Genomic DNA, 13,273 nt, shown 5'->3' on the forward strand with positions numbered 1-13,273 from the left:
GATCTTCCAACCATTTCGAAGTTCGAGAAAACAAAAAAATGACCCTAGAGTACTAACTCTTGGGTCATTTTTGGTATTCATTATTTCTTAATCTCTTTATAAACAAGTGGTGGAGCTTCTACAGCATCTTTCGAAATCGTATAAGCCTCACGAATTTTCTTCTTCACTTCTTCTACATTTTCAGTATTGCTGTAGATGGTTACAAGTGAATCACCTTTTGAAACTTGGTCACCGACTTTTTTGTTAAGCATTAATCCGACAGCTAGATCGATCTCAGATTCTTTCGTAGCGCGACCTGCACCTAAGATCATTGCCGCCGTACCAATCTCATCTGCAACAATTTCAGAAACATAGCCTTCTTCATCTGCAGCTAACTCAAATGTATGTGCAGCTTGTGGCATTCTTTCTGGATGATCAACCACTGATTCGTCTCCACCTTGAGCTTTTAGGAACACTTTTAATGTTTCAAGTGCTTTTCCAGAAGCGATTACTTCTTTTAGCATCTCACGTGCTTGCTCGAGTGAATCTGCTTTTTTCGCAAGATACACCATGTGAGAACCTAAAGTTAAGCAAAGTTCTTCAAGGTCTTTTGGTCCTTGACCATTAAGCGTATCGATTGCTTCTTTGATCTCTAAAGCATTTCCGATCGCAAGACCTAGAGGTTGGCTCATATCAGAGATAACAGCCATCGTGTTACGTCCTACCGCATTACCGATTTTCACCATTGCGTTAGCTAATTCTTCCGCTTCTTCTGGTGTTTTCATGAATGCTCCCGCACCTGTTTTTACATCAAGGACGATTGCATCAGCACCAGCTGCGATTTTTTTACTCATGATCGAGCTCGCGATCAATGGGATAGAGTTAACTGTTGCCGTTACGTCACGAAGACCATACAGCTTTTTATCAGCTGGTGTCAGGTTTCCGCTCTGTCCGATAACAGCAAGTTTATTTTTATTTACAAGGTCAATAAATTCTTGGTTGTCGATCTCAACGTGGAACCCAGGTACAGCTTCCAATTTGTCGATCGTTCCACCTGTATGGCCAAGTCCTCTTCCCGACATTTTCGCTACAGGTACATCAAGTGCAGCAACTAATGGAGCTAGAACAAGAGTCGTTGTATCACCAACACCACCCGTTGAGTGCTTGTCTACTTTAATCCCTTCGATCGCAGAAAGGTCAATCTGATCACCTGACTCTACCATCGCCATCGTTAAATGCGCGCGCTCTTCAGTTGTCATATCTTTAAAGTATACAGCCATTGCAAATGCAGACATTTGATAGTCCGGAATATCACCATTTGTATAATTTTGAATAATAAAATCGATCTCCGCTTTTGTTAGTTCTTTTCCATCACGCTTTTTTTGAATTAAATCAACCATTCTCATGTTAATAGCACCACTTTCTTATCACTTCATATGAACATATTTTTAAAAGTTAAATTAAATACTTCGGACTTCACGCAGAGACTGTCTGCTAGATTTCCTTAACGATTCCTTTAACTAAAGAAAGGAAATTGGCTTTTACCATCTCCGTAGTTTCCATAACCTCATCATGTGTTAACGGCTGATCTAAGATACCTGCTGCCATATTCGAAATACACGAAATTCCAAGTACTTTCATTCCAGCATGACGTGCGATGATCACTTCTGGAACCGTAGACATTCCTACAGCATCTGCTCCCCAAACACGAAGCATTCTTACTTCTGCTGGCGTTTCGTATGAAGGACCGGTGTTACCTGCGTAAACCCCTTCTTTTAATGAGATGTTTAAGTCTTTTGCTACACCACGTGCAACGTCCTGTAGAGACAACGTGTAAGCTTCACTCATATCTGGAAAACGAACGCCAAACGAATCATCATTAGCACCGATTAACGGATTGTTACCAAAGTTATTGATATGATCTGTGATCAGCATAAGGTCTCCAGCTTCAAAATCCTTGTTAACACCGCCTGCAGCGTTCGTTACAACGATTGTTTCAACACCGATCAATTTCATCACACGAACTGGAAACGTTACTTTTTCCATCGAGTATCCTTCGTAATAATGAAAACGCCCTTGCATCGCTACTACTTGTTTTCCAGCAAGCTCACCAATAACAAGCTGTCCAGCGTGACCTTCTACAGTCGATACAGGAAATTCAGGAATATCTGAGTATGGTATTATAACTGGGTTTTGAATTTCTTCCGCAAGGATTCCTAGACCAGAGCCTAAGATCAAACCTATTTTTGGAGTAGAAGTAAGTTTTGATTGAATAAAATCTGCAGATGTCTGTAATTGTTTTGACATGTTCATTTCCCCCTTAACTTAACCTTAAAGTTGATTTAAAAAGCTTTGACCGATACTTGGTTTTTTCACATCATAAATCTCAGCGATGGTCGCACCAATATCAGCGAACGTGTTCCCTACGTTAAGTTCTTTACCTTCTTTAATTCCTTTGTAATACACCATCAATGGCACATATTCACGCGTGTGATCTGTACCATGATGAACAGGATCGTTTCCATGGTCAGCTGTGATGATAAGCAGATCGTCTTCTTTTAGCTTTTCAAGAACCTCTGGCAATCGAGCATCAAATTCTTCTAATGCCTGACCATATCCTTTTGGATCTCTTCTATGTCCGAACAATGCATCAAAATCAACCAAGTTCAAAAAGTTTAGACCTGTAAAGTCTTCATCCATGGATTTTACAAGCTTGTCCATCCCATCCATGTTCGATTTCGTACGAATGGCTTTCGTCACACCTTCACCGTCAAAGATATCAGAGATCTTACCTAGTGCGATGCTGTCGTATCCTGCGTCTTCTAACTCGTTCATAACCGTTCTTCCGAAAGGTTTTAGGGCATAGTCGTGACGGTTAGACGTTCTTTCAAATGCTCCTGATTCACCTTTAAACGGACGAGCAATGATTCTTCCTAACATATACTTGCCTTCACGCGTCATTTCTCTCGCCGTTTCGCAGATTTCATATAATTCTTCTAGCGGAACGACATCCTCATGAGCTGCAATCTGCAACACAGAGTCAGCAGACGTATAAACGATCAACTTTCCTGTTTTCACATGCTCTTCTCCGAGCTCAGTAATAATTTCAGTACCTGACGCAGCTTTGTTCCCTAGAATTCCTCTACCCCATTTTTCGGTAAGCATGTCGATCAACTCATCAGGAAAGCCATCCGGAAACGTTTGAAAAGGTTCTTGTATGTGAAGACCCATGATCTCCCAATGTCCCGTCATCGTATCTTTACCATTTGAAAGTTCAGGAAGTTTCGCATAATGTCCGATTGGATTCGTTGCTTTCTGAATTCCTTCCATCGTCGAATCAATGTTTCCAAGACCTAGCTTTTCCATGTTCGGAACGTTGAGGCCGTTCATCTCACGTGCGATGTGCCCTAGCGTGTGAGCTCCTTTATCTCCGAATTTTTCTGCATCTGGCGCTTCACCAATTCCTACAGAATCCATTACGACTAAAAATGTTCTCTTAAAACGTGATTGTTTCATTTTGTCCTCCTGAAATTCGTACATTCACTTTATTTACTATTTCCTTATAGCAGAAACAACAAACAAATTCTTGATGATGTCAGAAGTCTGACATCTTATCAAAAAAAGAAAGCTCACGCCCTCGGATGGAAGGCGGAGTATACATCTTTTAATCTTGTTTTCGTTACATGGGTATAAATTTGTGTTGTGGAAATATCAGCATGTCCTAACATCTCTTGCACTGCACGCAGATCCGCTCCGTTTTCTAATAGATGAGTTGCGAACGAATGACGAAGTGTATGCGGTGTAAGTTCCTTTTCGATATGAGCTTTTCTTGCTAGTTGCTTTAATATCTTCCAAAATCCCTGGCGAGACAAACGATTTCCGTGATGATTCAAAAAGAGTGCATCTGTCTTCTTGCCTTTTAACATGATTGAACGTCCATTTTGCAGATATCGTTCGATTGCTGTTTGGGCCATCTTTCCTAAAGGGATGATTCTTTCTTTGTTCCCTTTGCCGATACAGCGGATGAATCCCATATCTAAATGGACATCTCCTATATTAAGCTGCACAAGTTCTGAAACTCGAATGCCAGTTGCATACAAAAGCTCGAGCATGCCCTTATCTCTTTGTGAGAATGGATCGTTCGCAGCAGGTGTGTCTAACAGTGCTTCAACCTCATCTGTAGATAGAACTTTCGGAAGCTTCCGCTCTGTTTTAGGTGTTTCAATATGTACAGAAGGATCTTGATTAGAGACCTTCTCTCTTAAAAGAAACTGGTGAAAAGACCGAATAGACGCAATGTTGCGCGCTAGCGTCGTGGAAGCCTTACCATTCTCTTTTAAAAATAAAAGATATCCCATTATATGATTACGGTCAATCTCATGAATAGTTTCAAGAGATTCGACTTTTTCGAGATACCGTACATATTGAGTTAAATCTCTCTTATAGGAGTCGATTGTGTTCTTTGAGAGGGCTCGTTCTACAATAATGTATTGAAGAAAATCCTGAACATGATCGTTCACTCTACCCCTCCTTACTCACCGGTCTGATAAAAATAAAAAAGTCTTTTTACAGCGTTTGAGTCCTTATCAGAACTCAAGTTAAAGACTTTAACAGCTTTACCTTTTGGTTCGTCATATCTATGATAGTTTTCATATTCTTGATTAATCCAAAGCAAACCGAAATAAAACACGAGCGTGCAAATTGAAAAAGCAAAGAACACCTTTGTTGTATTCCAAACCATTTTCATCCAGGAAATCATCATGTCCACCCCTGTCCTCATATAGTACAGGTTATGCCCACATGTTCCCCGATTATACATAAAAGTTGAATCTACACATCATACGTTACCCGATTCTTGGGACTTTGTAAATATTCTTTGCCTAATATCTTCTAAATGAGTGTTAATTCCTCTTAGATAATAGTTCCCGATTTCAATGCTATAGAGCAAAATACAAAAAGGAAGCGCTACTCTTCGCTTCCTTCACCTTCATTATTATCCTTAGGATGACATCTGTGACAGATTCCATGAAATGTCAGTCTGTGATCTTTAATTTTAAAATTCCAGCCTTCTTCAACTACTTTTTCCACATCGCCAAGAAGGTCTTCTTGTATTTCGTCCACCGCTCCACATTCGATACAAACGAGATGATGATGAAAATGATCAGCACCTTCTGTTCTAAGATCGTAACGGGATACCCCATCCCCAAAGTTAATCTTATCGACTACCTTAAGTTCGGTTAAGAGTTCCAGAGTACGGTAAACGGTCGCCAAACCAATCTCTGGCGCCTTTTCTTTTACGAGCAGATAAACATCTTCCGCACTTAAATGATCTTCTTCGTTTTCGAGGAGGACTCTCACGGTCGCCTCACGCTGTGGAGTCAGCTTATAACTTTGTGAATGCAGCTGTTTTTTGATACGGTCGATTCTGCTTTCCATACCCTTTTCCTCCTTATGTATGCACAAGATAATTATAAGCAAGGAGAAAAAAGTTGTCAATTTAAAGTCATTTTAATTAACGATTTAAACTTATTATAAACAAATAATTATTCTTCCTAGTTATATTGACCATTTGATTACTTGTTCCATAAGGGCTGGCGTAAAAAAGGCTTCCATCGTTGAAGCAAGTAATACCATGACACCTACACCCGCGACTAATAATGTATATCTTAACAGCTGAGGCAAAAAGGGCATGTGGTGCCTTTTAAAAGCCAGTTGACGGATCATTTTAAAAGAAAAAGCAACTGCAGCGACTGTTACGATAATAAAAGCAGGTATTAATAGTACGTTTTGTGGGAGAACAGATACAAATGATAATAAAAAACCGTACCATCCCATTTGATTCACTAAGAATCCTACTGTAAAACCGATCACTACCCCTTTTAAGAACAGCATAACTAAAATAACAGGCAGCCCGATTACAGATAAACCTAGAATCCACATGAGACCCATATATTTTAAATAATGGCCAAAGCTTTGAAAGAACATGTCTGTTTTGCTCGTAAATCCACCTTCAGCAGCTTGAACAAAAAAACGTGATAAATACGTGTATAGATCTTGTTTTTGATTCAGACTCAACGAATTAACGATGATTGCCCCAAAAATGACACCCATTAAAAAGAGAACACCAACAAACGCATACAACGTTTTATTTTCTTCAAGATGCCGCTGCATGTAATAGCGCGCACTCTCCATATGTAAGCCTCCTCCACCGAATCTCTTAATCCTATTCTATGAATCAGGGGAGAAGGTATGTCTTATTTTTTACTTTTACTAGGATGATTGAGAATTACTTTTCCGTAAGTTCCGCCTCCACCTATTTGGACAGAGAGTTCTCCATTTCTAGCAGATAGGATCTGTTCTGCTATAGCTGGTTTAACAATTTCCTCCAGCTGACTTTGGGTAGAAGAATGTATGATATCCATGTCTGTTCCAATCGCTTCACGCAGTTTAACTAAAGATTTTGGACCTAATCCTGGTATGAACTCGAGCGGTATCTGATGAATATACGGGGGTCTGTTTACTTTACTTGTTCTTGTACCTTGAAGTTCATTGATCCGGTCGTTGACTCCCTTTATGAACTTCTTACTTCCACATTTAACGCAATTCACACTGTTTGGTGGGTATACTTCAAAACATGTTTCACAAACCGAATTATAGTATTTACCGAGATAAGGATTGAGACCATAATTTGCAATGATCTCTCTACCATTTTTTCCTTGAAGAGCCATTTTAAATTCTTTAAACGATGGTTTCTTTAAGGAGAGCATTTGATACTCACGCGCGATTTTCTCTAATGAATGGGCATCAGAATTGGTTAAGAAGGTGAATGGAGAAAGCTCTTCAAGCCGTGATGCCATCTCGGTATTTGAACTTAAACCTAGTTCAACACCATCTATCATAGCTGGATCTAACACTTCCGTTAGAGAAGAATCTACTCCTTTTCCGTATAAACTTTTGAACGGAGTAAAAATATGGGCTGGAATAAATAACCCACCAGCGTTCTTCACAAACTCCTGAAGTTCAAGAGCACTGCCGTACATCCGTTGAGAACTTAGATGGATGTTCTTCATTCGAGGAGTTAGCCATGCACTTAACCTCTCCATCGTAGCAAGACTCGGCATATATACAAGAACGTGGATCGGCCCTTTACAATGTTCATCGTTTATCTCAATCTCGGCCCCTGGTATTAGTGTTAATCCATCAATCAATAAGCCGCCTTCTTCGTGCTCTTGCAAGTAACCATTTTGTTCAAGTTCTTTTAATTCCTGAAGTACTTCAGGCGAATGACAATCAATGATTCCTATGACATCCATACCTTTTACATGTTTGGCTACGCGTAAAATATTGCGAAGTGTCAGGGATCTTGAACCTGTAATCTTGATCGCTTTTCCTGTTTGAGATGCTCCGATGTGAATATGCATATCTGCAAAGAACGGCAGAAGTTTATTTTTTGACTGCACGGTTTAACTCCATATACATGACACTGTAAGCTGTTTTTGCATCATGAATTTTTTCTTGTTTCATCAATTCTTTCGCTTCATCTACGCTTATTTCAAGTACGTTTAAGAATTCATCTTCATCTGTCATCTGGTCACCTTGTTTTGTAAGAGTGTTCGTATAGTAGAGATGAATCAGTTCATCTGCAAATCCTGGAGAGGTGTAGAAAGAGCCGATGGACTCCATAGATTCGCAAGCAAAGCCCGTTTCTTCTAACAACTCACGCTTGGCGCATTCTAATGGATCTTCTCCTTTTTCAAGCTTACCTGCTGGAATTTCAATGATCGTCTTTTCGAGTGGTTTTCGGAACTGCTCTACCATTAACATTTTACCTTCATCTGTTACGGCTAGTACCGCTACTGCTCCAGGGTGTTTAACAATCTCTCGTTTCCCTATCTTCTTATTAGGTAGTTCTACTTCTTCTATATATAGATCAATGATTTTACCGCTGTATACCTGTTCTTTGCTTACCGTTTTTTCGTATAAGTTTTCCATATTCCACACTCCAATGGTCTATTTATCTTCTTTTCTACATAAAGTCTATCATACTTTGGAATACTGCATTTAATAGGACGATAAGGGAGGCATAGCAGATGAAGATCTATCTTCAACCTAAAGGGATCACGCTTGTGGGCAAGGCTTGGCAGATCAAATATATGCTACAAAATTATAGTAAGCAGCATGAACTTGTTCAAGACTGGATCAACGCCACTTCTCCGAAAAAATAAACGCACCTTGACGGCTGACGATGTGAATTTTTATTCGCATCTTTTTTTGTGCGGAGTTTTTTCTTTTTTCATGTCATTATGATAGGTTTAGAACAGAAACAAATTGAATGAAGTTGAGGTGAAAAGGATGAAAAAAAGAAGACTAGGTTCTTCTGATCTGTATGTGAGTGAACTGAGCTTAGGATGTATGTCACTTGCTCCCGAGTTAGGGAACGAGAACGAGAAAATCGTGAAGACTGCGCTCGATCATGGTATTAACTATTTTGACACAGCCGATTTATACGGGTTTGGGTGGAATGAAGAGTTTATTGGCAAAACACTAAAAGATGTTCGACAAGACATCATTCTTGCTACAAAAGGCGGAAATGATTGGAGTCAACCTGGAGACGGTTGGAAGTGGAATCCTTCTAAAGCTTACATAAAATCCGCCTTAAAAGACAGCCTAAAACGTCTGCAAACTGATTATATTGATCTTTACCAGCTGCACGGAGGGACGATCGATGATCCCCTGGATGAAACGATCGAGGCTTTTGATGAACTCGTGTCTGAAGGATATATTCGTTATTACGGTATTTCATCTATACGGCCGAACACGATCAACTATTTTGCAGAGCACTCGAATATTCAAAGCATCATGATGCAATACAGTTTGTTGGATAGACGTCCTGAAGAACTGTTTCCTTTTCTCGCGTCAAAGGATTTAAGTGTTATCGCAAGAGGGCCTGTTGCAAAAGGGTGGTTGAGTGAAAAAGCATTTCAAAAGAGTGCTGATGGCAAGTTTCTTCATCATACCGGCGCTGACATACAAAAAAAGATCGAGAAATCTAAAGATGTCTTAGGTGATAAAAACATCACACATGCAGCGTTGCAATATGTGTTGCAACAAAAGCCAGTGGCAACGGCGTCTGCTGGTGCAAGCTCTGTTGAACAACTTTTAGAAAATATCAAAACCTTTGAATCTCCACCATTAAGTGAAGCTGAGTCAGAGTCATTGCGCTCTATTTTTCCAGCTGAAATCTACGAAACGCACCGAGCATAATCCAATAGAAAAAGTCCCGTTGCAGCGATATCGCTTCACGGGACTTTTTTTATACTAGTTTTAGTAACATCGCAATTCCTTGCCCACCGCCAATGCATAGGCTCGCTATTCCATACTTTTCTTGACGTTGTTTCATTTCATAACTCAATGTAAGCAATAGCCTTGCACCACTTGCACCTACAGGGTGACCGAGTGCAATCGCTCCTCCATTCACGTTCGTTTTTTCGCGGTCTAATTGTAGTTCTTTTTCTACAGCTAAGTATTGAGAACTAAACGCTTCGTTGATTTCAAACAAACCAATGTCATCGATGGAAAGACCTGTTTTTTGCAGCAGTTTCTGAATCGCAGGTACAGGACCAATTCCCATCACCGATGGATCGACGCCTGTTACTGCCCATGAAACGATCTCTACGAGCGGTTTTAAACCTTTCTCTTTGACCGATTTTTCGTGAGCAAGAATAAGCGACACGGCGCCATCGTTAATAGAAGAAGAATTCCCTGCTGTAACTGTTCCGTCTTTTTGAAAAGATGGCCTCAATTCGCCAAGCAAAGAAACAGATGTTTCAGGTTTGATCCCTTCATCCTCTGTAAAAAGAGCTCCGTTTTTTAGTGGTACTGAAACGATTTCTTTTGTAAATCTTCCACTCTCTCTTGCTTCAGCCGCTTTTCTATGACTGAGACTTGCATACTCATCTTGCTCTCCTCGTGTAATGGAATATTGATCAGCTAAATTTTCAGCTGTAATACCCATGCCACACCCAATGTATTCATCACTCAACGTCTGAAGTAGCATATCATCAAACGTGATTGGGCCAAACTTTTGATTATGAAACCGGTGGTAAAAAGAAACGTGTGGCGACTGTGACATATTTTCAATGCCTCCAGAAAGCGCGATTCCTTCTTCCTGATCACGTAGGTTCTGCATCGCTGAAACGACAGCTTGCAATCCAGATCCACATAAGCGGTTGACGAGCATGGCAGGAACGTCTGCTGGCACTCCTGCTCTTAAAGCAGTATGTCGCGCTACATATGCGGCATTCTTGCTCGAATGAATAACATTACCATAAACTACATCCGTTATATCTGCTGGAGAAATGTTGGCACGTTTCATCGCCTCTAGAGCAGATATCTCACCTAAGTCTGTTGGACTCACACCGGTCAAGGATTTTCCATATGATCCGAACGGCGTTCTAGCCCCATCTATAATATAGATAGCCATGTGATTGCACCTCATTATTTAAAAGATTAAGAACTTTGTATGGATCATAAACTTTATCGTGCATGGCATATAGTGAAGAATTTATTAATAAGCGTTTAGCTTAACATCCTCTGCAACAGATAGTTTTGCCTCTGTGGAATTTACTACATCCTCAACAGAATATCCTTCTGCTACTTCTCTTAACACAAGACCTTTATCAGAAACGTCCATAACAGCACGATCGGTGATGATTCGTTCTACGACACCTTTTCCTGTTAGGGGAAGCTGACATTGTTTTAAGATCTTACTGTCACCCGCTTTGTTCACATGTTCCATGATGACGATGATCTTCTTTGCTCCATGCACAAGATCCATCGCCCCACCCATTCCTTTTATCATCTTACCTGGAATCATCCAGTTAGCTAGATCACCATTCTCTGAAACTTCCATTCCACCTAGTATCGCGATATCGATGTGACCGCCACGTATCATGGCAAACGACTCAGAACTGTCAAAATAAGAAGCTCCTTTAATTGCCGTTACGGTCTCTTTCCCTGCATTGATCAGATCGGGATCAACTTCACTTTCAAGCGGATAAGGGCCGATCCCTAAAAGTCCGTTCTCTGACTGTAGAACGACTTCTTTATTATCGGAAATAAAATTGGCAACCATCGTTGGCATTCCGATCCCTAAATTTACATAAAATCCTGATTCGATCTCTTTTTCAGCTCTTTTAGCAATTCTTTCTCTAATATTCATAATGGTCTCCCTCCTCTTACCCTTGTTTTACAGTTAGTCGTTCAATGCGTTTTTCTTGTGTTCCGACAATCAACTTTTGAACATATACTCCTGGTGTATGTATGTAATCTGGGTGCAGATCACCGATCTCAACAATCTCTTCTACTTCAGCAATCGTCACTTTTCCTGCCGCCGCAATCATCGGATTAAAGTTACGAGCTGTTTTGTTATAGATCAGGTTCCCTGCTTTATCTCCTTTTGCTGCGCGAATCAAGCTGAAGTCAGCTACAATTCCCTCTTCTAGCAGATATTCCTTATCGTTAAACGTACGTGTTTCTTTTCCTTCAGCAATCGGTGTTCCTACTCCAGCAGGTGTGTAGAACGCTGGAATTCCTGCACCGCCTGCCCTAATTCTTTCAGCAAGTGTACCTTGTGGAATCAAGTCTACTTCTATCTCACCTGATAATACTTGTCTCTCAAACTCTTTGTTTTCACCTACGTAAGAACCTACCATCTTTTTGATCTGTTTGTTTTTTAGTAAAAGGCCAAGCCCCCAATCGTCCACTCCACAATTGTTCGAAATGACGGTAAGATCTTTCGTTCCTTTTTCTACTAGTGCTAAGATTAAGTTTTCAGGAATTCCAACAAGTCCGAACCCCCCTACTAAAAGGGTAGATCCATCTTTTATATCTGCTACAGCTTCAATTGCTGAGTTCAATATTGGTTTCATTTTTCTCTCTCCTTTTCATACGATCATTGTCTTTAATCATTCATTTATTTTTCTTCGTTCTCAAAAACCGATGCTACCCCTTGGCCACCACCAATACAGAGCGTTGCAAGACCACGTTTTGCATTTCTGCGTTTCATCTCATGAAGCAATGTCACGACAATCCTTGCTCCACTTGCTCCGATTGGATGCCCGAGTGCGATCGCTCCACCGTTCACATTCAATTTTTCTTTATCAAATTCAAGATCCTTGCCAACAGCTAACGATTGACTCGCAAATGCTTCATTTGCCTCAACAAGGTCAAAGTCATTCATGCTTAACTCAGTCTTCTTTAACAGTTTCTTAACGGCTTCCACTGGTCCGATACCCATCACTTCTGGTGCAACACCCGCGCTCGCGTTGGCTTTTACGACGGCAATCGGTTTTAGTCCTAGTTCTTCGGCTTTCTTTCTGCTCATCACAACAAGTGCTGCTGCACCATCATTGATGCCTGACGCATTACCCGCCGTAACCATGCCATCTTTCTTGAATGCCGGGCGAAGTTTTCCTAACTTTTCAGCCGTCGAACTCGGCTTCGGATATTCATCTGTATCAACTATAAGCGGATCACCTTTACGTTGAGGAATTTCAACCGGTGTGATCTCGTCATTAAATTTCCCTTGTTCTTGAGCTTGTGCACATTTTCTTTGGCTTTCTGCTGCGAACTCATCTAGCTCTTCACGAGACAATGAGTGTGTCTCACATAGATTTTCCGCTGTAATTCCCATATGATAATCACCAAATGCACACCATAATCCGTCTTGAATCATGGAATCTACCATAGGAGCGTTACCCATTCGAAGTCCATCCCTTGCTCCGTTCAAAAGATAAGGAGCTTGGCTCATGTTTTCCATCCCACCGCAAACGATAATATCTGCTTCATCCAGCCAGATTGCTTGACACGCTAGATGAATAGCCTTAAGACCTGAACCGCATACTTTATTAATGGTCATACTCGATACTTCATTCGGCAATCCAGCTTTAATGGCTGCTTGTCGGGCTGGGTTCTGTCCGAGGCCTGCTTGCAGAACATTTCCCATGATGACTTCATCTACTGAATCATGTGGGATACCCGCTTTTTTTAATGCATCTTTAATCGCGATAGCTCCTAAATCTGTTGCGGCAACCGTTTTGAAACTTCCCATAAAGCTTCCGATCGGCGTTCTGACAGCGCTTACAACTACAGCATCTCTCTCCCTTGAAACCATGACTAGTCTCCTCCTTGTAGATCTCTTTTTAAATTTCTGAAAATTCCTTTTTATCATACCATAACAAGTTAAATGTGTTGCAACAGACGATTTTTTTTAGTTAAAATAACATTAGGAAAA

The 13,273-nt window shown here is 40.6% G+C and carries 15 protein-coding genes; 2 read left to right on the plus strand and 13 right to left on the minus strand.

The features are described 5' to 3' along the window. Positions 1-80: 80 nt before the first annotated feature. The 9 genes from IHV09_RS12895 to IHV09_RS12935 form a co-directional block, all read right to left on the minus strand. Positions 81-1,385 (minus strand): pyrimidine-nucleoside phosphorylase, encoded by a 1,305-nt coding sequence (locus IHV09_RS12895; protein ID WP_197193917.1) that lies wholly within the window; start codon positions 1,383-1,385, stop codon positions 81-83. A gap of 88 nt (positions 1,386-1,473) precedes the next feature. Continuing rightward, on the minus strand, positions 1,474-2,286 hold the full coding sequence (locus IHV09_RS12900) for a purine-nucleoside phosphorylase (RefSeq protein ID WP_197130827.1): 813 nt from the start codon (positions 2,284-2,286) through the stop codon (positions 1,474-1,476). A 24-nt stretch (positions 2,287-2,310) separates the two neighbouring features. Continuing rightward, complete coding sequence (gene deoB / locus IHV09_RS12905; RefSeq protein WP_197130829.1) at positions 2,311-3,495, minus strand: phosphopentomutase; 1,185 nt, start codon at positions 3,493-3,495, stop codon at positions 2,311-2,313. Positions 3,496-3,608: 113 nt separating this feature from the next. Beyond that, positions 3,609-4,499, minus strand: coding sequence for a site-specific tyrosine recombinase XerD (xerD, locus tag IHV09_RS12910; RefSeq protein WP_197130831.1), 891 nt, complete (start codon positions 4,497-4,499; stop codon positions 3,609-3,611). 11 nt (positions 4,500-4,510) lie between these two features. Beyond that, positions 4,511-4,741 carry a YqzK family protein gene (locus IHV09_RS12915; protein ID WP_370568628.1) on the minus strand — a complete coding sequence of 77 codons (231 nt, stop codon included), beginning with the start codon at positions 4,739-4,741 and terminating at the stop codon, positions 4,511-4,513. A 203-nt stretch (positions 4,742-4,944) separates the two neighbouring features. Beyond that, a complete protein-coding gene (locus tag IHV09_RS12920; protein WP_144699257.1) occupies positions 4,945-5,415 on the minus strand; it encodes a Fur family transcriptional regulator in 471 nt (156 codons plus the stop codon). 120 nt (positions 5,416-5,535) lie between these two features. Then, positions 5,536-6,171, minus strand: coding sequence for a stage II sporulation protein M (spoIIM, locus tag IHV09_RS12925; RefSeq protein WP_066395870.1), 636 nt, complete (start codon positions 6,169-6,171; stop codon positions 5,536-5,538). A gap of 62 nt (positions 6,172-6,233) precedes the next feature. Beyond that, a complete protein-coding gene (locus IHV09_RS12930) occupies positions 6,234-7,400 on the minus strand; it encodes an endonuclease Q family protein (RefSeq protein ID WP_197264803.1) in 1,167 nt (388 codons plus the stop codon). 22 nt (positions 7,401-7,422) lie between these two features. Continuing rightward, complete coding sequence (locus tag IHV09_RS12935; RefSeq protein ID WP_197130834.1) at positions 7,423-7,971, minus strand: NUDIX hydrolase; 549 nt, start codon at positions 7,969-7,971, stop codon at positions 7,423-7,425. Between the two features lie 98 nt (positions 7,972-8,069). Between IHV09_RS12935 and mciZ the strand changes: the two genes are divergently transcribed. Together mciZ and IHV09_RS12945 are read left to right on the plus strand one after the other, a co-directional pair. Beyond that, positions 8,070-8,204, plus strand: coding sequence for a Z-ring formation inhibitor MciZ (gene mciZ, locus IHV09_RS12940; RefSeq protein WP_066395881.1), 135 nt, complete (start codon positions 8,070-8,072; stop codon positions 8,202-8,204). A gap of 127 nt (positions 8,205-8,331) precedes the next feature. Further along, a complete protein-coding gene (locus IHV09_RS12945; RefSeq protein WP_197264667.1) occupies positions 8,332-9,243 on the plus strand; it encodes an aldo/keto reductase in 912 nt (303 codons plus the stop codon). A gap of 49 nt (positions 9,244-9,292) precedes the next feature. Here IHV09_RS12945 and IHV09_RS12950 read toward each other — a convergent pair whose 3' ends face one another. The 4 genes from IHV09_RS12950 to IHV09_RS12965 all read right to left on the minus strand — a co-directional run bounded on the left by IHV09_RS12950 (position 9,293) and on the right by IHV09_RS12965 (position 13,153). Next, complete coding sequence (locus tag IHV09_RS12950) at positions 9,293-10,462, minus strand: thiolase family protein (RefSeq protein ID WP_197264668.1); 1,170 nt, start codon at positions 10,460-10,462, stop codon at positions 9,293-9,295. Positions 10,463-10,546: 84 nt separating this feature from the next. Continuing rightward, complete coding sequence (locus tag IHV09_RS12955; protein WP_197130845.1) at positions 10,547-11,200, minus strand: CoA transferase subunit B; 654 nt, start codon at positions 11,198-11,200, stop codon at positions 10,547-10,549. 16 nt (positions 11,201-11,216) lie between these two features. Continuing rightward, positions 11,217-11,909, minus strand: coding sequence for a CoA transferase subunit A (locus IHV09_RS12960; RefSeq protein WP_197130847.1), 693 nt, complete (start codon positions 11,907-11,909; stop codon positions 11,217-11,219). A gap of 44 nt (positions 11,910-11,953) precedes the next feature. Next, complete coding sequence (locus IHV09_RS12965) at positions 11,954-13,153, minus strand: acetyl-CoA C-acetyltransferase (protein ID WP_197264669.1); 1,200 nt, start codon at positions 13,151-13,153, stop codon at positions 11,954-11,956. Between the last annotated feature and the right edge of the window lie 120 nt (positions 13,154-13,273).

It is taken from the genome of Fictibacillus sp. 23RED33 (genome assembly GCF_015903925.1).
In the GTDB taxonomy this organism is placed as follows: domain Bacteria; phylum Bacillota; class Bacilli; order Bacillales; family Fictibacillaceae; genus Fictibacillus; species Fictibacillus phosphorivorans.

Excerpts from the sequence above, each read along its gene's own strand:
- IHV09_RS12955 (WP_197130845.1), bottom strand. The coding sequence starts at position 11,200 with ATGAATATTAGAGAAAGAATTGCTAAAAGAGCTGAAAAAGAGATCGAA.
- IHV09_RS12945 (WP_197264667.1), top strand. The coding sequence starts at position 8,332 with ATGAAAAAAAGAAGACTAGGTTCTTCTGATCTGTATGTGAGTGAACTG.
- IHV09_RS12895 (WP_197193917.1), bottom strand. The coding sequence starts at position 1,385 with ATGAGAATGGTTGATTTAATTCAAAAAAAGCGTGATGGAAAAGAACTA.
- IHV09_RS12965 (WP_197264669.1), bottom strand. The coding sequence starts at position 13,153 with ATGGTTTCAAGGGAGAGAGATGCTGTAGTTGTAAGCGCTGTCAGAACG.
- spoIIM (WP_066395870.1), bottom strand. The coding sequence starts at position 6,171 with ATGGAGAGTGCGCGCTATTACATGCAGCGGCATCTTGAAGAAAATAAA.
- IHV09_RS12900 (WP_197130827.1), bottom strand. The coding sequence starts at position 2,286 with ATGTCAAAACAATTACAGACATCTGCAGATTTTATTCAATCAAAACTT.
- IHV09_RS12915 (WP_370568628.1), bottom strand. The coding sequence starts at position 4,741 with ATGATGATTTCCTGGATGAAAATGGTTTGGAATACAACAAAGGTGTTC.
- IHV09_RS12950 (WP_197264668.1), bottom strand. The coding sequence starts at position 10,462 with ATGGCTATCTATATTATAGATGGGGCTAGAACGCCGTTCGGATCATAT.
- IHV09_RS12935 (WP_197130834.1), bottom strand. The coding sequence starts at position 7,971 with ATGGAAAACTTATACGAAAAAACGGTAAGCAAAGAACAGGTATACAGC.
- deoB (WP_197130829.1), bottom strand. The coding sequence starts at position 3,495 with ATGAAACAATCACGTTTTAAGAGAACATTTTTAGTCGTAATGGATTCT.
- IHV09_RS12960 (WP_197130847.1), bottom strand. The coding sequence starts at position 11,909 with ATGAAACCAATATTGAACTCAGCAATTGAAGCTGTAGCAGATATAAAA.
- IHV09_RS12920 (WP_144699257.1), bottom strand. The coding sequence starts at position 5,415 with ATGGAAAGCAGAATCGACCGTATCAAAAAACAGCTGCATTCACAAAGT.
- mciZ (WP_066395881.1), top strand. The coding sequence starts at position 8,070 with ATGAAGATCTATCTTCAACCTAAAGGGATCACGCTTGTGGGCAAGGCT.
- IHV09_RS12930 (WP_197264803.1), bottom strand. The coding sequence starts at position 7,400 with ATGCATATTCACATCGGAGCATCTCAAACAGGAAAAGCGATCAAGATT.